The organism is Dorea sp. AM13-35, assembly GCF_003473885.1.
GTDB classification, from domain to species: domain Bacteria; phylum Bacillota; class Clostridia; order Lachnospirales; family Lachnospiraceae; genus Dorea_D; species Dorea_D hominis.
Genome location: NZ_QUCZ01000004.1, coordinates 115,547 through 135,096 on the forward strand (window position 1 = coordinate 115,547; position 19,550 = coordinate 135,096).

Sequence of the window (19,550 nt, forward strand, 5' to 3'; positions counted from 1 at the left end):
TTCTATTTATAATGTATATGATACCAGAGTCCTAAGGTCTTAAGCCACATGAGCTTGTTCATAATTGGGAAGATTGTGAGAGTGCGCAGCACGGAATAATCTACGGGTATCATATAGCTATGAGAAAGTTATGGGAGGTATGTCTTGTGAGACACAATACACCGGACACGATTAAGCGTGCCGAGCGATTTCAGATTATTTTAATAGGTGAAGGAATATTAGTTGGAGCAATCGCAGGACTGATTGTACTTTTGTACCGGATCTGCCTGGAATATGCGGGAAAATGGTTAAAGCAGATCCTCGCATATGCGTCAGGCAATCCGGGGCGGATGGCAGGGTGGTTTGCGGTGCTCCTTTTGCTTGCCTGGATCGTGGCAAAACTGGTACAGTTTGAGCCGATGATATCCGGAAGCGGAATCCCTCAGCTTGAGGGCGAGATGGTAGGAAAATTAGATCAGACCTGGTGGCGTGTGCTGCCGGCAAAGTTCCTCGGCGGCTTTTTATGCCTGACTGGAGGACTGGCACTTGGAAGAGAAGGCCCATCGATCCAGCTTGGCGCCATGGTAGGAAAAGGGGTATCCAGAGGGCTTGACAGAGGAAAGACCGAAGAGAAGTTTTTATTGACCTGTGGAGCCAGTGCAGGACTTTCAGCGGCGTTTCATGCACCTCTTGCAGGAGTCATGTTTTCACTGGAAGAAGTACATAAGAACTTTTCCGTATCGGTACTCGTATCCGTAATGTCTGCGTCGCTGACGGCAGATTTCTTATGTTCAAATGTGCTGGGAGTAAGTTCCGTGTTCCAGTTTGATATCTTGCATGCACTGCCAATTCATTCCTATGGAATGATAGTGGCACTTGGAGTGATACTTGGCGTGCTGGGTGCATTTTATAACTGGTTTACTTTGAAATCACAGGAAATCTATAATAAAGCTACGTTTTTACGACCGGAAGTGAAGGCCATGATCCCGTTCGTATGTGCCGGTATTCTTGGATTTACCGCCCCGGATCTTCTGGGAAGCGGACACGCTCTGATTGAATATCTTACAAACAGTGATGTGATGCTTAAGAGCGTTTTATTTCTCCTGATCGGAAGATTCATCTTCTCAGCAGTAAGTTTTGGATCAGGAGCACCGGGAGGCATTTTCTTCCCGTTACTTGTCATCGGAGGCTATATCGGAGGCGCTTTTGCAACGATCAGTGTGCAGTATTTCGGACTGAATCCAATGTATATCAATAACTTTGTACTTCTGGCAATGGCAGGATATTTTGCCGCAATTGTGCGGGCGCCTCTGACAGGGATTATTCTTATTTTTGAAATGACCGGTTCCTTAAGTCAGATGCTGTCGTTATCGGTTGTATCCATTGTGGCTTATGTTGTAGCAATCCTGATGAAGTCAAAACCGATTTATGAAAGTCTGCTGGAGCGTCTCCTGCAAAAGCGCGGAGAGTCTGTGACGGATGAGACCGGCGAAAAGGTACTTGCGAACTTTGTTGTGAAACAGGGATCTTCGATTGAAGAAGAACTGATCCGGAATGTGAAATGGCCGGATAACTGTTTGCTTGTAGCAATACAGCGAGGTACAGATGAGATTATTCCGAAAGGAAAGACAAAACTTCAGGCAGGAGATTTGATTGTAACGATGACAGACGAACGTGATATGGGAGTCATACATGAGAAGATGGAGGCGCTTTGTCAGGAACGATTTTGAAATTTTTTGATTTGGTACTTGCAATTTAAAAAATCCTGTGCTACCATAGACATAGTTTTTAAACAACAAAGCGATGAAGGAGACTCTGTTCTTGTGGAATTAACAGGAAGGAAGCACCGCCGACTGAGAGTGCATCTGAAGGAAGCAGAACAATAGGGAACACTCCGGAGCAGATCTGTTGAACGTCGGCAGGAGATTACCGGATGTAGATTATTAGGCAGATACGTAAGGCACACGTTACGTGCAAGAGATAAGTTCAAAGGCGAGCTTAATGCGGGTGGTACCGCGGATAACAAGTATATATCCGTCCCGGAATACAAGTATGTATTCTGGGACGTTTTTAGTACCGGAGGTTCGAAAGAATCTCTTTTTTTATTTATCAAAAAGATTTTTAGTGATAAATAAAATGGCTCTGCGAGGACGCACACTATTTTACCAAAAAGGATACCAAGGGAGGTCTGAATGATGGAATTTATGACAGGAGTAAAGAAAAAAGAGACAAAAGAAATTACAGAGTTACTTACCGGATGTGCAGAAGGAGAGGTTGTAAAAATCAATGGAGCTGTTCATGTCATTCGTGATATGGGAACCGTAGCCTTTGTGATCCTTCGTAAAAGAGAAGGACTTCTGCAGTGTGTATATGAGAAAGAAACTGCAGAATTTGATATAAAAACGATCAAAGAGGCAGCAACACTGGAAGTGACAGGCGTTTTAAAGCAGAATGAGAAAGCACCAAACGGAATTGAGATTACAATGCAGAAAGTGGAAATTTTAAGTGAGCCGGAGGCAGAGATGATGCCGCTTGCAATTTCCAAATGGAAATTGAATACTTCACTGGAAGCAAAATTAAACTACCGATCCATTGCCCTTAGAAATATCAGAGAGCGTGCAAAATTCCGAATTCAGGAAGGACTTACAAGAGCATTCCGCGATTTTCTTTACAGCCAGGAATTTACAGAGATCCATACACCGAAGATCGGAGCAAAGGGAGCTGAAGGAGGAGCGAATATTTTCAAGCTGGAATATTTCCACAGACCTGCAGTGCTGGCACAGAGCCCGCAGTTTTACAAACAGATGATGGTAGGTGTATTTGACCGTGTATTCGAGACAGCACCGGTATTTCGTGCAGAAAAACACAACACAAAAAGACATTTAAATGAATATACCAGTCTTGATTTTGAGATGGGATATATTGATGGATTCGAAGATATCATGGCAATGGAAACCGGGTATTTACAGTATGCAATGAAACTTTTGCAGAAAGAATATGCGAAAGAACTGAAAATCCTTGGAGTAGAACTTCCGGATGTATCCAGAATCCCGGCAGTCCGTTTCCACGATATTAAAGAAATCGTATCGGAAAAATATGGACATAAGATGCGTAATCCGTTCGATTTAGAGCCGGAGGAGGAGCAGCTGATCGGAAAATATGCAAAAGAAGAGTGGGGCAGTGATTTTGTATTTGTAACTCATTATCCATCCAAAAAGCGTCCATTCTATGCAATGGATGATCCGGAAGATTCGAAATATACATTAAGTTTTGACCTGTTGTTTAAAGGACTTGAGATTACAACAGGCGGTCAGAGAATCCATGATTATCAGAAACTGATAGAAAAGATAGAAGCAAGAGGTATGGAGACAGATGGAATGGATCAGTATCTTGCAACCTTCAGACATGGAATGCCGCCACATGGTGGAATTGGAATCGGACTGGAGCGACTGACGATGCAGCTCATCGGGGAAGACAATGTACGCGAGACTACGCTATTTCCAAGAGATTTAAGCAGACTGGAACCATAAAGAAATAGAAAATAGAAAGATGAAAAGGGGACAAAATTATGGCAAATCAGATCACAGATGAGACAATCGAATATGTCGGAATACTGGCAAAGCTGGAATTAAGCGATGCAGAGAAGGAAGAAGCAAAAAAAGATATGGAAAAAATGCTGGATTACATTGATACATTAAATGAGCTGGATACAGACGGAGTAGAACCGATGTCCCATGTATTTCCGGTGCATAACGTATTCCGTGAGGATGTTGTGACAAATGGTGACGGAAGCGCAGATACGCTTGCCAATGCACCACTTGCAAAAGACCAGAGCTTTAAAGTACCAAAGACAATCGGATAGTTTTCTGAAAAGAAAAAAGAGAGGAGAACGAAGGCATGGATATCACAAGTATGACGGCCGTTGAGATCGGAAAGAAAATAAAAGCAAAAGAAATAACAGTGGCAGATGCAGTAGAAGCAGCCATTGCACAGATAGAACGCGTAGAAGAGAATGTACATAGTTTTGTGCGGATTGATAAAGAAGGTGCAAGAAAACGTGCAGAAGAAGTACAGAAAATGATTAATGACGGTACACTTACCGGACCATTAGCCGGTGTTCCGGTGGCGATCAAAGATAATTTATGTACGAAGGGTGTGGAGACGACCTGCAGCTCTAAGATTCTGGAAGGTTTCAAACCAACCTTTACAGCGGAAGCAGTTGTAAATCTGGAAAAAGCAGGAGCTGTAATCCTTGGAAAGACAAATATGGATGAATTTGCCATGGGAAGTACGACAGAGACTTCTTATTATGGAGAAACAAAGAATCCATGGAATCTGGAACATGTTCCGGGCGGTTCATCAGGAGGTTCCTGTGCGGCAGTTGCGGCAGGAGAATGTGCATATGCACTTGGATCTGATACAGGAGGTTCCATCCGTCAGCCAAGTTCTTTCTGTGGAGTTGTTGGAATCAAGCCAACCTATGGAACGGTATCCCGTTATGGACTGATCGCATATGGTTCTTCGCTGGATCAGATCGGACCGATCGCAAAAGATGTCACAGACTGTGCGACAATTCTGGAGACCATTGCCTCTCATGACAGCAAAGATAGTACTTCTATTGCAAGAGAATCGTATGATTTCACAGAAGGACTGGTTGCTGAGGTAAAAGGAATGAAGATTGGCGTGCCGAGAGATTATTTCACAGAAGGTCTGGATCCGGAAGTCAAAGAACAGATTTTAAAAGCGGTCAAAGTGCTGGAAGAAAAAGGTGCGGTTGTGGAAGAATTTGACTTAAGCCTTGTACAGTATGCAATTCCGGCTTATTACGTCATTGCATCTGCAGAAGCAAGCTCGAACTTATCCCGGTTTGATGGTGTGAAATACGGATACCGTACTTCGGAATATGAAGGACTTCACAATATGTATAAAAAGACAAGATCCGAAGGCTTCGGACCGGAAGTAAAACGCAGAATTATGCTTGGATCATTTGTATTAAGTTCCGGATATTATGATGCTTATTATTTGAAAGCACTCCGGACAAAGGCGCTGATCAAAAAAGCATTTGACAAAGCATTTGCATCTTATGATGCGATCATTGCACCGGCAGCACCGACAACAGCACCGAAACTTGGAGAGAGCCTAAGTGATCCTTTGAAAATGTATCTGGGAGATATTTACACGATCGCAGTCAATCTGGCAGGACTTCCGGGAATTACGATTCCGGTCGGAAAAGATTCAAAAGGTCTTCCGGTTGGTATGCAGATCATCGGAGACTGCTTCCAGGAAAAGAAAATCATCCGCGCAGCCTATACATTTGAACAGACAAAATCATATGAGGCACCGGAACTTGCGAAAGGAGACAGATAGAGATGGCAAAACAATATGAAACAGTCATTGGACTGGAGGTTCACGTAGAACTTGCAACGAAAACAAAAATCTTCTGCTCCTGCAGTACACAGTTCGGAGGAGCACCAAATACACATACCTGTCCGGTCTGCACCGGTATGCCGGGATCTCTTCCGGTTCTGAATAAGCAGGTTGTTGAATATGCAATGGCAATCGGACTTGCAACAAACTGTGATATCACCCAGGTATGCAAATTTGACCGCAAAAATTATTTTTACCCGGACAACCCACAGAACTATCAGATTTCCCAGCTGTATCTTCCAATTGCAAGAAATGGATATGTAGAGATCGAAGTGGCAGGACAGAAGAAAAAAGTCCGTATCCATGAAATGCATATGGAGGAAGATGCCGGAAAACTGATCCACGATGAATGGGATGACACGTCACTGGTTGATTACAACCGAAGTGGCGTACCACTTGTGGAAATCGTATCGGAACCGGATATGCGCTCAGCGGATGAAGTGATTGCTTATCTGGAAAAACTGCGTACCATCGTACAGTATCTTGGCGCATCTGACTGTAAATTACAGGAAGGATCCATGAGAGCGGACGTCAACTTATCGGTGCGGGAAGTTGGTGCAGCAGAATTTGGCACAAGAACAGAGATGAAGAACCTGAACTCTTTTAAAGCTATCGCAAGAGCTATTGAAGGAGAAAGAGAGCGCCAGATCGAACTGATCGAAGAAGGGAAACAGGTTGTGCAGGAAACAAGAAGATGGGATGACAACAAAGAATCATCGCATGCTATGCGTTCAAAAGAGGATGCACAGGATTACCGCTATTTCCCGGAACCGGATCTTGTGCCGATCATTATCAGTGATGAATGGATTCAGAAAGTAAAAGACCGGCAGCCGGAACTTCGTTCTGAAAAGCTGGAGCGATATAAAAAAGAATATGATATTCCGCAGTATGATGCGGAGATTCTGACGAACTCCAAACATATGGCAGATATCTTTGAAGAGGCAGCAGCTATCTGTGGAAAACCGAAGAAAGTTTCCAACTGGCTGATGGTAGAGACGATGCGTCTTCTGAAAGAAAATGGAATGGAACCGGAAGACATTGATTTTGCACCAGAGAATCTTGCGGCTTTAGTAGAACTGACAGAAGCAGGAACGATCAACAGTTCAGTTGCAAAAGAAGTATTTGAGAAAATTTTTGCAGAGGACATAGATCCGAAAGCTTATGTAGAGGAGCACGGGCTGAAAACTGTAAATGATGATGGTGCATTGGAAGAAGTGTTAAGGAAAGTGATTGCAGACAATCCGCAGGCAGTAGCTGATTATCAGGGAGGCAAGAAAAAAGCGCTTGGAGCACTGGTCGGACAGACGATGAAAACGATGAAAGGAAAAGCGGATCCGGTAGCAATTAATAAGAAACTGCAAGAAATGTTATAGACAAAATCTTTACAGCATATTTCCTTTTGTGCTAAAATTGTATGATAACGGAGTAATTCGTGGTAAAAAGACAAAAAAATTAACAAAAAAGAGATCATTACAGGCAAAAGGAGAAGGCTATGGGAGGATTTTTTGGAGTTGCATCAAAGCAGGATTGTGTGCTGGAGTTATTTTATGGAGTAGACTATCATTCTCATCTGGGAACAAGAAGAGGTGGAATGGCTACTTTTGGAGAAGACGGATTTTACCGTTCTATTCATAATATTGAAAATTCACCGTTCCGTACAAAATTTGACAGAGATGTCGGAGAGATGAAAGGAACACTTGGAATTGGCTGTATTTCGGATTTTGAACCGCAGCCATTACTGATCCAGTCAAAATTAGGAAGCTTTGCGATTACAACAGTTGGAAAGATTAACAATTATGAAGAGCTTTTAAATGAGTTGTATGAGAGTGCACATTCCCATTTCCATGAGATGACAAATGGACAGGTGAATGCGACGGAACTGGTTGCGGCGCTAATCTGTGAGAAAGAGACAATTCTGGAAGGTATCCAGTATGTGCAGGAACGTGTAGATGGTTCGATGACGCTGCTTCTGATGACAGAGAAAGGAATTTATGCAGCGAGAGACCGCTATGGAAGAACACCTCTGGTAGTTGGAGCAAAAGACGATGCGTATTGTGTTTCGTTCGAAAGTCATGCCTATATTAACCTTGGATATAAGGATTATAAAGAATTAGGTCCGGGAGAAATTGTTTTTGTTACCGCAAGTGGCGTGGAGACATTGAAAGCGCCGGGAAAAGATATGAAGATCTGTTCTTTCCTCTGGGTATATTATGGATATCCGACATCTGCATACGAAGGTGTGAATGTAGAAGAGATGCGTTATAAATGTGGAAGTATGCTTGCAAAACGTGATGGGGATTCGGTACATCCGGATATTGTTGCAGGAGTTCCGGATTCCGGAATTGCACATGCGATCGGATATGCCAATGAATCCGGTATCCCATATGCAAGACCATTTATCAAATATACACCGACATGGCCGCGTTCTTTCATGCCGACGAATCAGAGTCAGAGAAATCTGATCGCGAGAATGAAACTGATTCCGGTCCATGCGTTAATTGAAGGAAAGAAGTTGCTTCTGATCGATGATTCCATTGTAAGAGGAACACAGCTTCGAGAAACAACAGAGTTTCTTTATAGAAGCGGAGCGAAGGAAGTGCATGTCCGTCCGGCATGTCCACCATTGTTATATGGATGTAAATATCTGAACTTCTCCAGATCAAAATCAGAGATGGAACTGATCACAAGACGTGTGATCCGTGAAAGAGAAGGAGATGACTGTCCACAGGAGATCCTGGATGAATATGCAGATCCGACAACAGAGCGTTATGTACAGATGATCGAAGATATCCGCAAGCTGCAGAATTTTACATCCCTGCGCTATCACAGACTGGACGATCTTCTTGATTCAATTGGAATTGATCCGTGCAAGATTTGTACATATTGTTTTAACGGAAAAGAATAAAGGAAGATACAATAAAATCCCCAGATAGCAAAATCTGTTATCCGGGGATTTTATTATTGTATATTGATTGCTAATTCTGGACGCTCTGTCTGGAATCAGTTATAATTAATGTATAAATTACCGCGGAGGTGTATGATGTCTGCATTTGTTACATTAGAAGATGTAAAGAAAAGTTACCATATGGGAGAAGTGGAAATCCTTGCGGCAGCAGGGATGGATTTTACAATTGAAAAAGGAGAATTTGCAGTAGTTGTAGGTCCCAGTGGAGCGGGTAAGACAACCGTGCTTAATATCCTTGGAGGCATGGATACAGCGACTTCCGGCAATGTCTGGGTGGATGGTGAGAATATTGCCACTTATAAGGCAAAGAAACTGACAGCATACCGGAGAGATGATATTGGTTTTGTATTTCAGTTTTATAATCTGATTCCGAATCTGACAGCACTGGAGAATGTAGAGCTGGCGCTTCAGATCTGTAAAAATCCGATGGATGCCAGAGAAGTGTTGGAAGAAGTCGGACTAGGAGAACGGACAGACAATTTCCCGGCGCAGTTATCCGGTGGAGAACAGCAGCGTGTATCCATTGCAAGAGCACTTGCAAAGAATCCAAAACTGCTGCTTTGTGATGAACCGACGGGAGCGCTGGACTACAATACAGGTAAATCTATTTTAAAATTATTACAGGATACCTGCCGGAAAAAAGGCATGACAGTGATCCTGATCACGCACAATCAGGCGATCGCACCGATGGCAGACCGTGTGATCAAGATCAAGAACGGAAAAGTTGCAGAGATTGTGGAAAACAAGAATCCGGTATCAGTAGATACGATAGAGTGGTAGAAGAGTATGAAAGTAACGCACAAAGATTTTCTAATGGAATTAAAGAAAAGCCCGGGAAGATTCCTTTCTATGCTGTTTATCGTAGCATTGGGAGTTGCTTTTTTCTCCGGTATCCGTGCATCGGAACCGTCCATGCGTGTGACCGGGGATGCTTATTTTGACGGCGCAGATCTGATGGATGTGAAAGCAGTCAGTACACTTGGAATTACCAGGGAAGACATACAGGCATTTAACGAGGCAGATACGATAGAAAAGGCAGAGGGCGCATACAGTGTAGATGTACTGAGCGATACAAAAGATGACCAGTTTGTACTGCATATGATGACGCTTCCAAAGAATATGAACAAAGTGACTGTATCTAAAGGGCGTATGCCAGAGAAGGCAGGAGAATGTCTGGCGGATGAAGAGATGGATTACAAGATCGGCGACCGCATTGTTGTAAAGTCCGGGACGGATGATCCGCTTTCGGATACATTAACGACAGATACGTATACGGTAGTTGGAATTGGTAACAGCCCGTGCTATATTTCTTTTAACCGTGGCAGTACAACGATCGGCAAAGGAACGATAGATGGATTTCTCGTTGTAAGCGAGGATACCTTTGCGCTGGATACTTATACAGAGGCGTGTATGCAGGTAAAGGGTACAAAAACACTGACTGCTTATACGGATGCATATGAGAAAAAAGTGGAAAAAGCAACGGATCAAATCGAAACATTGGGAAAAAAACGCGGCAGAATCCGAAGGCAGGAATTAGTTAATGAAGCAAATGATAAGATTGCAAAAGCAGAGAAGAAGTTAGAAAAAGGCAAAAAGACGTCCGGTGAAAAATTAAAAAAAGCGGAAAAGAAGATCAAAGACGGAGAAAAGAAACTTTCGGCTGGAAAGAAAGAATTAGCGGATGGCAGACAGAAACTTGTCAATGCCAGGAAAACACTGAAAGCAAAAGAAAAAGAACTGGATCAGGGAGAAAAAGAATACCGCGCAGGGAAAGCACAGTTAAGAGCCGGCAGACAGAAATTAAAAAAAGGCTGGAGTGAATATCATACAAATGAAGCGCAGTATGAGCAGATGTCAGCCCAGATGGCGGGGATAGAAGCGGCGACATCACAGCTTGCCGAGGCAAAAGCCAGGCTGGAAGCCGGAAAAAAGGAACTTGAGGCGTCCGAAGCAAAACTTACTGCAAGTGAGAGAAAACTTGCAAAAGCAAAATCGAAGCTTAAGTCCGGACGAAAGCAGATAAAGAATGCTTACAGGGAAATTTCGGAACAGGAAAAGAAGCTTACAAAAGGAGAGCAGGAGTTTACTGAGAGTGAAAAGAAATTAGAAAAAGCGAAAGCCAGCTACAAAAAAGGTAAAAAAGAAGCACAGGAGAAGATCAAAAAAGCAGAGAAAAAAATATCCGATGCGAAAAAGAAGGTTGCGGATATCCCAAAAGCAAAATGGTATATCGCAGACCGGAATGACTTGCCGGAGTATACAAGCTATGGTGAGAATGCGGATCGGATGCGAGCAATCGGAAAAGTCTTCCCGGTGATTTTTTTCCTCGTAGCAGCGCTTATTAGTCTGACCAGTATGACGCGAATGGTGGAAGAACAGAGAACACAGATCGGAACGATGAAAGCGCTTGGATATGGAAAAGCAGCAATTGCGTCAAAATATATCGGCTATGCATTGCTTGCTTCGGCGATTGGAAGCGTTATGGGATTTTTGATCGGTGAAAAGATCTTCCCGTTTATTATCATATATGCATACGGAATTATGTATTTACATATACCGGAGATCCTGATTCCGTATCACTGGGGTTATGCAGCGTTTGCTTCCGGTGTGGCAGTAGCATGCACATTGCTTGCAACGATAGAAGCCTGCTACCGGGAGCTGGGAGGAACACCGGCTGTGTTGATGCGCCCGCCGGCACCGAAGATTGGAAGAAGAGTCGTCCTGGAACGAATTGGATTTCTATGGAAACATTTAAGTTTTACTTGGAAGTCTACCATCCGTAATCTGATGCGGTATAAGAAACGTTTTTTCATGACAATATTTGGAATTGGCGGCTGTATGGCATTGATGCTCGTCGGATTTGGACTCCGGGATTCCATCTTCGAGATTGCCGACTTACAGTACAGCGAGATTCAGTATTACGATGGAAGTGTCTATTTAAAAGAGAATCTGACGGAAAAAGAAATCGATAATCTGGATGATTTCCTTACAAAAGACTCGGATGTGATTCGTCATATGAAAGCGAAGATGCAGTCCGTAACACTTGCAAAAGGAAAGAAAAAGCGGGCGACATATGAGTGCGTGTTTGGTGAGCCGGAAGATGTCAGAGACTACGTGCATTTCAGAGACAGAAGAAGCCATACGCCTTATAAGCTGACAGACGATGGAGCAATTATCAGTGAGAAGACGGCGAAGCTTTTAAATGCGAAAGCCGGCGATACGATCCGGATTAAGGACGAGGAAAATGGAGATAAAAAAGTAAAGATCCTAAAAATCTGTGAGAATTACATGGGGCATTATCTCTATCTGACACCTGCCTGCTATGAGAAGATCTATGGCGAGAAGCCGGAGTATAACTGTTTCTTATTTACAATCCGTGATGGATATTCCCAGAAACAGAAGGAAGATGCAGGAAAGAAGATACTGGCAAGGAAAGAAGTGTTAAATGTCAGTTATATGCATGAGATCAGAGAACAGCTTGATGATATGCTGAAAAGCCTGAATCTTGTTATTGTAGTACTGATCATTTCAGCAGGTATGCTTGCATTTGTCGTACTTTATAATCTGAATAACATTAATATTGCTGAGAGGCAGAGAGAGCTTGCAACACTGAAAGTACTTGGATTTTATGATCAGGAAGTAGGAGCTTATGTGTATCGTGAGAATCTGATCCTGACGCTTATAGGAGCGGGTGTAGGAATTGGGATCGGAAGGATTCTGCATCTGTTTATCATCCAGACAGTAGAAGTGGATGCGGCAATGTTCGGACGCAATATCAATCCGCCGAGTTATCTGTACAGTTTCCTGTTTACGGTACTGTTTTCAATCATTATAAATGGTGTGATGTATTTTAAACTCCGCAAGATTGATATGGTAGAATCACTGAAAAGTGTGGAATAAAGATAAAAGCAGCATAATTTATAAAAACTTTATAAAGTTCAAAGAATTATTAGCACTCTGTTTAAAAGAGTGCTAATTTTCTGTTGACTTTTGAAAATGAGAGGCTTATTATATCCTTTAGAGAAGAATGGCGGGGAATCCGCATGATAAAAAATAGAAATAGGAGTGATTAAAATGGCAGCAAAAAAAGGTAGTTTATCGATCAGCAGTGAAAATATTTTCCCGATTATTAAAAAATGGGTATATTCCGATCATGATATTTTCGTTCGTGAGATGGTATCCAATGGGTGCGATGCGATCACAAAATTAAAAAAACTGGATATGATGGGAGAGTATCAGCTTCCGGATGGATATAAACCAAAGATTACGGTAGAAGTAAACCCGGAAGAGAAGACTTTGAAATTTACAGATAACGGTGTTGGAATGACAGCTGATGAAGTGGAAGAGTATATTACACAGATTGCATTTTCCGGAGCAACACAGTTTCTTGAGAAGTATAAGGACAAGACAACAGAAGACGATATGATCGGACATTTCGGTCTTGGATTCTATTCTGCATTTATGGTAGCAGACGCAGTGCATATTGATACTTTATCTTATAAAGAAGGCGCAAAACCGGTACATTGGGTAAGCGAAGGCGGCACAGAGTATGAGATGGAAGAGGGAACGAAGACAGAAATCGGTTCCACAATGACACTGTATCTGAACGAGGACAGCCTGGAGTTTGCAAATGAATATCGTGTCAGAGAAGTACTCGAGAAATATTGTTCATTCATGCCGGTAGAGATTTTCCTTTCAAAAGAAGGAGCAGAACCGGAATATGAGACTATCGATGAGGCAGATCTTAAAGAGGATGATGTTGTCGTAGAGCACATTCACGAAGAAGCCAAGATGGAAGAAAAAGAAAATGAGAACGGCGAGAAAGAAATGGTAGAGACAGAGCCGGCAAAAGAGAAAGTCAAGATTGAGAAGCGTCCGGTTTCTTTAAGCGATATACATCCACTGTGGACAAAACATCCAAATGAGTGTTCCGATGAAGATTATCAGGAATTTTACCGCAAAGTATTCCTGGATTACAAAGAGCCACTGTTCTGGATCCATTTGAATATGGATTATCCATTTAACTTGAAAGGTATTCTGTATTTCCCGAGAATCAATACAGAGTATGAATCCGTAGAAGGAACGATTAAGTTATATAACAATCAGGTATTTATCGCTGATAATATTAAAGAAGTAATTCCAGAATTCCTGATGGTATTAAAAGGAGTTATCGACTGCCCGGATCTGCCGCTTAACGTATCCAGAAGCGCCCTGCAGAATGATGGATTTGTAAATAAGATTTCTGAGTACATTTCCAAGAAAGTTGCAGATAAACTTGCCGGAATGTGTAAGACAAAGAGAGACGAGTATGAGAAATACTGGGACAGCATCAGCCCATTTATCAAATTCGGCTGCTTAAAAGATGAGAAGTTCTGTGACAAGATGAAAGATGCAATCCTGTTCAAGAACCTGGATCACAAATATCTGACGCTGAAAGACTGTATCGAAGAGAATGGCGGAGAAGTCGTAGAGCCGAACGATAAGAAAGAAGAAAATGGTGACGATAACAAAGTCGAAGAGATCAAGACAACCATCTACTATGTAACGGATGAGATCCAGCAGAGTCAGTACATCAACATGTTTAAGAATCAGGGACAAGATGCCGTAATTCTCGGACATAACATTGATTCTCCGTTCATCACACAGTTGGAGCAGAGAAATCCTACGATCCGCTTCCAGAGAATTGATGCAGATGTAACAGATACTGCAAAAGAAGAAGTTGCCGAAGAAGATCAGGAAACATTTAAGAAAACTTCTGACAGCCTGATCGAGATCTTCCGCAAGGAACTTGGAAACGATAAACTGGATGTGAAGATTGCCAAATTAAAAGACGAGAATGTAGCTTCCATGATCACTTTATCCGAGCAGAGCCGTCGTATGCAGGAAATGATGAAGATGTACGGTATGAATGACATGGGCATGGATCTTGGTGGAGAGAGTACTTTAATCCTGAATGCAAATCATCCACTTGTACAGTATGTTGTAGACCATGCAGACAGTGAGAATACAAGTGTGATCTGCAAACAGCTTTATGACTTGGCAATGCTTGCACACAAACCGCTGAATCCAGAAGAAATGACAGCATTTGTCAAGAGAAGCAATGAGATTATGATGTTGCTGACAAAATAATGAATGGTCAGATTTTGGAAGAAAAGCCAATAAAGATAAATAAAAGAAAATAAGATTAAAGTGCCGGGGAAGCAGGAATGTAAGATGATGTTCTGTTTTCCCGGTACTTTGATGCTGTGAAAATTTTTTATTATAATAGTCTGCACAATCTGTCCTATATTCGCATATTGTGAAGTTTACACGGAAACTGACGTATCGAGATCACTTTCCAGCAAAAAAGAGCGGACATACTGATCCCACGCGTGTTCCAGAGACTTGTCCAGAGTGAAAGTGCGAAGTGAAGTCCCTGTAATGCAGTGAAGATCTGTACCGTCATAATGGAAATTCAGATACAGCCCCTGGATATCCCCGGCAGTGAATCCGGTAAGTTGCTCTTTCTTTAAAAAGGCATCAAAATGGGATGGAGCCAGAGAAAGGACAATCTTGAAATTCAAAGGGGTACGCTGACCACGGATGATACGGAAGCAGTGTTCGCGTACATCTTTCCAACGGGCATGTGCCTCAGCCGGTTGTTCATCAAAAAAGTCTTTCTGTAAAAATCCATCTATTGTAAATCTGTTAAATGTTGTAATATCCGCTTCGATAAAGGAAAATTTGTCGAATGTTTCTTTGAGAAGCAGGTGTGACATAGAGACTTTCGCCTTGAGAGATAAAGTAATCATAGAAATCTCCTTTCTGAACTTTTATTATAACAAGAAAATGGAAATAATTCATCAAAAAGCATAAGAAATGCTCTCTTTTTTTTTGAATACAAATGTGGTATAATAGGTGTTTAGATTAGAAGTGGTATGCAAAAAAATGAACGGGGTATGGGAATATGATCAGACTGAATAAATACCTCAGTGCAGCGGGAATCTGCTCAAGAAGAGAGGCAGACCGGCTCATTGAAAGCGGGCGCGTTACTGTAGACGGAAAACGTGCAGTACCAGGCATGCATGTGTCCGAAAATCAGATTGTAAAAGTCGGTAAGAAGACGGTTCATACGGGCAATGAAAGAATCGTACTTGCAGTGAACAAACCGGTTGGAATTATCTGCACAGAGGACAGACGGACGAAGAATAATATTATCCGTTTTCTGGATTATCCACAACGGATTACTTACGCAGGAAGACTGGACAAAGATTCGGAAGGTCTTCTTATTATGACGAATGACGGAGACCTCATCAACCGTATGATGCGTGCCAGATATGCACATGAGAAAGAATACAAAGTAACAGTGGACAGACCGCTTACAGATGCTTTTATCCGGGAAATGTCGGAAGGCGTGCACATTACAGACAAAGAGAAGAAGCTGGATGCAGTAACAAGACCTTGTAAAGTAACAAAGATTGGGAAATATACATTTTCCATTGTTCTCACACAGGGGCTGAACAGACAGATCCGCAGGATGTGCAGTGCACTTGGATATGAAGTGAAGAAGCTGGTACGTACCAGAATCATGAATATAGAACTGAAAGATCTAAAGACAGGAGCTACTCGAAAATTAACAGATCAGGAGTTAAAAGAACTATATGAGCAGACAGAAACAGGAACGAATGCAGGAGCTGGTAACGCTTCTGAACCGCGCAGCTAAAGCTTATTATCAGGATGCGCAGGAGATTATGAGCAATCTGGAATACGACAGGTTGTATGATGAGCTGACAAAGCTGGAAGCGGAATTGGGGATTACTTTATCCGACAGCCCGACCGTGAATGTAGGTTATGAAGTATTGAGTGAACTGCCAAAAGAGCGGCATGAAAGTCCGATGCTTTCGCTTGATAAGACAAAAGAAGTTGAAGATCTGAAACGTTTTGTCGGTGACCAGAAAGCAATGATGTCCTGGAAGATGGACGGGCTGACGATTGTTCTGACATACAGAGACGGTACGCTTTTTAAAGCCGTAACAAGAGGCAATGGGGAAGTCGGAGAAGTTATCACGAACAATGCCCGCGTATTCAAAAATATTCCGCTTAAGATCAGCTATCAGGGCGAACTGATCCTCCGTGGAGAAGCAATTATAGGATATAAGGATTTTGAAAAAATAAATGAAGAGATTGCAGATATCGATGCACGTTACAAAAATCCACGTAATTTGTGCAGTGGTTCTGTAAGACAGTTGAATAACGAGATTACAGCGAAGAGAAACGTCCGGTTTTATGCATTTACATTAGTACAGGCAGATGGTGTGGATTTCCATAATTCCAGAGAGAAACAGATGGATTGGCTGAGAGAACAGGGCTTTGAAGTTGTGGAACACGTCATGGTGACAAGAGATCAAGTAGAAGATGCTGTGGCAGAATTTTCCCGGAAAATCGTGGACAATGATTTCCCATCGGATGGACTGGTACTTGTTTATGATGATATTGCATACGGAAGATCGCTGGGAAGAACAGCGAAGTTTCCACGCGATTCCTATGCATTTAAATGGGCAGATGAGCAGGTGCGCACGAAGCTTCTGGAGATTGAATGGAGTCCGTCGAGAACAGGACTTATCAATCCGGTGGCAATCTTTGAACCGGTAGAACTGGAGGGCACAACAGTCAGCCGTGCCAGTGTGCACAATATCAGTATTATGGAAGAGCTGGAACTGGGGATTGGCGATGAGATTGAAGTTTACAAAGCGAATATGATCATTCCACAGATCGCAGAGAATCTGACGAGAAGTGGCGTGCGTGATATTCCGGAAGTCTGTCCGGTCTGTGGCGGTAAGACAGAGATCCGCCAGGTGAGCAATGCAAAAGCACTTTATTGTACGAATCCGGAGTGTCAGGCAAAGCATATTAAATCGTTCTCTTTATTTGTAAGCAGGGATGCGTTGAATATTGAGGGATTATCAGAATCCACGCTGGAGAAATTCATAGACAGAGGATATGTAAAGGAATTTGCGGATTTGTTTCATCTGGATCGTTACGAAGAAGAAATCAAAGAAATGGAAGGTTTCGGCGAGAAATCTTTTAATAATCTTAAGGCAAGTGTGGAAAAAGCGAGAGAGACAACACTTCCGCAGGTGTTATATGGTCTTGGAATTGCCAATGTAGGACTGTCCAATGCGAAAGTTATCTGCAAAGAATTTAAAAATGATTTGGATGCCATGCTGCATGCAGATGCGGAACAGTTAAGTGAGATTTCAGGTATCGGAGCTGTGATCGCAGGAACATTTACGGCATATTTCCAGAATCCGGCACATGTAGGACAGCTTAAGAATCTGCTTGGAGAACTGAAAATTCACGCAGAAGAAGGAGAAGCAAAAGAGCAGATCTTTGGAGGCGTTAATTTTGTCATTACAGGCAGTGTTACACATTTTGCAAATCGTAAAGAAGTGAAAGAATTAATCGAAAGTCTCGGAGGAAAAGTAACCGGATCGGTGACTTCCAAGACGAATTATCTTATTAATAATGATATTACATCTACATCGTCGAAGAATAAAAAGGCAAATGAACTGGGAATTCCGATTATCTCAGAAGAGATGTTTCTTGAAATGCTGGACGGCCGGCAGGCAGGGGAATAACCATACACGATAGGTTGAAAGAACAGATACAAATATAGATATAGAAAGGAAGAGACAATGCCAGATCAGAATAATAATAATGAATTTGAAGAACAGAAAGAAGAAGTAGAAAAAGTGGAAACTTCCGGTGTGGAATCTACAAAGGAAGATTCCGACGATGATTATGAGAAAATCTGCTTTATCTGCAGACGTCCGGAAAGTGTAGCAGGAAAGATGATCGAACTGCCGAATCATATCTGTGTGTGCAACGACTGCATGCAGAAGAGTTTTGATGCAATGAACAGCGGACAGATCGACTACAGTCAGCTTATGAATATGCCGGGTGTTCAGGTTATGAACATGGCAGATCTGGAAAATATGATTCCGAAACAGCAGAAAGTGAAGAAGAAAAAAGAAGGTGAAGAGCGTACTCCGCTTGTAGATATCAATAATCTTCCGGCACCACATAAGATTAAAGCCAAGCTGGACGAATATGTAGTCGGACAGGAGTACGCCAAAAAAGCAATGTCTGTAGCAGTTTACAATCATTACAAACGTGTGGCAACCGATACGATGGATGATATCGAGATCGAGAAATCCAACATGTTGATGATTGGACCCACAGGTTCCGGTAAGACATATCTTGTAAAGACACTGGCACGGATTCTGGATGTGCCGCTTGCAATTACAGATGCAACTTCCCTGACGGAAGCAGGATACATAGGTGATGATATTGAGAGTGTCGTTTCAAAACTGCTTGCAGCAGCGGATAATGATGTGGAAAAGGCAGAGCAGGGAATTATTTTCATTGATGAGATCGATAAGATCGCCAAGAAGAAAAATTCCAGCCAGAGAGATGTCAGCGGTGAGTCTGTGCAGCAGGGAATGTTAAAACTGTTAGAGGGCAGTGACGTGGAAGTTCCGGTTGGTGCAAACAGCAAGAATGCTATGGTGCCACTGACTACGATCAATACAAAGAACATTCTCTTTATCTGTGGAGGAGCTTTCCCGGATCTGGAGAATATTATCAAAGAACGTCTGACAAAACAGTCTTCCATCGGTTTCGGAGCAGATCTGAAAGACCGTTTTAATGGGGATAAAGATCTTCTGTCGAAAGTAACAACAGAAGATTTAAGAAGCTTTGGTATGATTCCGGAGTTTTTAGGACGTCTGCCAATCGTATTTACCTTAAAAGGATTAGATAAAGATATGTATATCAAGATCTTAAAAGAGCCAAAGAATGCGATATTGAAACAATATCAGAAGCTTCTTGCTCTCGATGAGGTGGATCTGGAATTTGATGAAGGTGCACTGGAGGCAATTGCGGAAAAAGCAATGAAAAAGGATACCGGTGCCAGAGCACTCCGTGCGATCATCGAAGAATTTATGCTGGATATCATGTATGAGATTCCAAAAGATGACAGTATCGGGCGCGTTGTCATCACCAAAGCATATATTGAAGGTAACGGAGGACCTGTCATTACATTAAGAGGACAGGATGTACCCCGGTTATCATAAAGAAAGCCGAAGTATTTTCGACGAAAAAAACAACAAAAGGATGAGACAAAAGGAGGAAATGAAAA

Annotated in this window: 13 protein-coding genes; 12 read left to right on the forward strand and 1 reads right to left on the reverse strand. The window is 42.3% G+C overall.

The window, feature by feature from the left end; translation table 11 throughout:
* The first annotated feature begins 146 nt into the window (after positions 1-146).
* From DW152_RS06265 to htpG, 9 genes are all read left to right on the forward strand, one after another.
* Entirely contained in the window at positions 147-1,709 is a 1,563-nt protein-coding gene (locus tag DW152_RS06265; protein ID WP_118288206.1) for a ClC family H(+)/Cl(-) exchange transporter, read from the forward strand.
* A 465-nt stretch (positions 1,710-2,174) separates the two neighbouring features.
* On the forward strand, positions 2,175-3,509 hold the full coding sequence (gene aspS, locus DW152_RS06270) for an aspartate--tRNA(Asn) ligase (RefSeq protein WP_118288207.1): 1,335 nt from the start codon (positions 2,175-2,177) through the stop codon (positions 3,507-3,509).
* A 38-nt stretch (positions 3,510-3,547) separates the two neighbouring features.
* On the forward strand, positions 3,548-3,841 hold the full coding sequence (gatC, locus tag DW152_RS06275; protein ID WP_117536774.1) for an Asp-tRNA(Asn)/Glu-tRNA(Gln) amidotransferase subunit GatC: 294 nt from the start codon (positions 3,548-3,550) through the stop codon (positions 3,839-3,841).
* 35 nt (positions 3,842-3,876) lie between these two features.
* Entirely contained in the window at positions 3,877-5,346 is a 1,470-nt protein-coding gene (gatA, locus tag DW152_RS06280; protein WP_117536773.1) for an Asp-tRNA(Asn)/Glu-tRNA(Gln) amidotransferase subunit GatA, read from the forward strand.
* 2 nt (positions 5,347-5,348) lie between these two features.
* A complete protein-coding gene (gatB, locus tag DW152_RS06285) occupies positions 5,349-6,779 on the forward strand; it encodes an Asp-tRNA(Asn)/Glu-tRNA(Gln) amidotransferase subunit GatB (protein ID WP_118288208.1) in 1,431 nt (476 codons plus the stop codon).
* Positions 6,780-6,898: 119 nt separating this feature from the next.
* The gene (locus DW152_RS06290) at positions 6,899-8,311 is read left to right on the forward strand and encodes an amidophosphoribosyltransferase (protein WP_021860848.1); all 1,413 of its coding nucleotides are present in this window, start codon (positions 6,899-6,901) and stop codon (positions 8,309-8,311) included.
* 135 nt (positions 8,312-8,446) lie between these two features.
* The gene (locus DW152_RS06295) at positions 8,447-9,151 is read left to right on the forward strand and encodes an ABC transporter ATP-binding protein (protein ID WP_021860847.1); all 705 of its coding nucleotides are present in this window, start codon (positions 8,447-8,449) and stop codon (positions 9,149-9,151) included.
* Positions 9,152-9,157: 6 nt separating this feature from the next.
* Positions 9,158-12,271: an ABC transporter permease gene (locus tag DW152_RS06300; protein WP_118288209.1), complete on the forward strand. Its 3,114-nt coding sequence runs from the start codon at positions 9,158-9,160 to the stop codon at positions 12,269-12,271.
* Between the two features lie 174 nt (positions 12,272-12,445).
* Positions 12,446-14,500 (forward strand): molecular chaperone HtpG, encoded by a 2,055-nt coding sequence (gene htpG, locus DW152_RS06305; protein ID WP_021860845.1) that lies wholly within the window; start codon positions 12,446-12,448, stop codon positions 14,498-14,500.
* A 176-nt stretch (positions 14,501-14,676) separates the two neighbouring features.
* Here the strand turns inward: htpG and DW152_RS06310 are convergent, their stop codons facing one another.
* Complete coding sequence (locus DW152_RS06310; protein WP_118288210.1) at positions 14,677-15,162, reverse strand: DUF5721 family protein; 486 nt, start codon at positions 15,160-15,162, stop codon at positions 14,677-14,679.
* A gap of 155 nt (positions 15,163-15,317) precedes the next feature.
* Between DW152_RS06310 and DW152_RS06315 the strand changes: the two genes are divergently transcribed.
* Genes DW152_RS06315 through clpX form a run of 3 tightly spaced genes read left to right on the forward strand, consistent with a single transcriptional unit; the run spans position 15,318 to position 19,485 of the window.
* Entirely contained in the window at positions 15,318-16,073 is a 756-nt protein-coding gene (locus tag DW152_RS06315; RefSeq protein ID WP_117536769.1) for a pseudouridine synthase, read from the forward strand.
* Positions 16,036-17,988, forward strand: a complete 1,953-nt coding sequence (gene ligA, locus DW152_RS06320; RefSeq protein ID WP_186855829.1) for an NAD-dependent DNA ligase LigA — start codon at positions 16,036-16,038, stop codon at positions 17,986-17,988. The genes DW152_RS06315 and ligA overlap by 38 nt, the downstream gene beginning before the upstream one ends.
* Before the next feature lie 57 nt (positions 17,989-18,045).
* The gene (gene clpX, locus DW152_RS06325) at positions 18,046-19,485 is read left to right on the forward strand and encodes an ATP-dependent Clp protease ATP-binding subunit ClpX (RefSeq protein WP_021860841.1); all 1,440 of its coding nucleotides are present in this window, start codon (positions 18,046-18,048) and stop codon (positions 19,483-19,485) included.
* Positions 19,486-19,550: the final 65 nt, after the last annotated feature.

Bases quoted from the DNA above. Each gene is read 5' to 3' on its own strand.
- aspS (WP_118288207.1), top strand. From the start codon at position 2,175: ATGGAATTTATGACAGGAGTAAAGAAAAAAGAGACAAAAGAAATTACA.
- gatC (WP_117536774.1), top strand. From the start codon at position 3,548: ATGGCAAATCAGATCACAGATGAGACAATCGAATATGTCGGAATACTG.
- gatA (WP_117536773.1), top strand. From the start codon at position 3,877: ATGGATATCACAAGTATGACGGCCGTTGAGATCGGAAAGAAAATAAAA.
- gatB (WP_118288208.1), top strand. From the start codon at position 5,349: ATGGCAAAACAATATGAAACAGTCATTGGACTGGAGGTTCACGTAGAA.
- DW152_RS06290 (WP_021860848.1), top strand. From the start codon at position 6,899: ATGGGAGGATTTTTTGGAGTTGCATCAAAGCAGGATTGTGTGCTGGAG.
- DW152_RS06295 (WP_021860847.1), top strand. From the start codon at position 8,447: ATGTCTGCATTTGTTACATTAGAAGATGTAAAGAAAAGTTACCATATG.
- DW152_RS06300 (WP_118288209.1), top strand. From the start codon at position 9,158: ATGAAAGTAACGCACAAAGATTTTCTAATGGAATTAAAGAAAAGCCCG.
- htpG (WP_021860845.1), top strand. From the start codon at position 12,446: ATGGCAGCAAAAAAAGGTAGTTTATCGATCAGCAGTGAAAATATTTTC.
- DW152_RS06310 (WP_118288210.1), bottom strand. From the start codon at position 15,162: ATGATTACTTTATCTCTCAAGGCGAAAGTCTCTATGTCACACCTGCTT.
- DW152_RS06315 (WP_117536769.1), top strand. From the start codon at position 15,318: ATGATCAGACTGAATAAATACCTCAGTGCAGCGGGAATCTGCTCAAGA.
- ligA (WP_186855829.1), top strand. From the start codon at position 16,036: ATGCAGGAGCTGGTAACGCTTCTGAACCGCGCAGCTAAAGCTTATTAT.
- clpX (WP_021860841.1), top strand. From the start codon at position 18,046: ATGCCAGATCAGAATAATAATAATGAATTTGAAGAACAGAAAGAAGAA.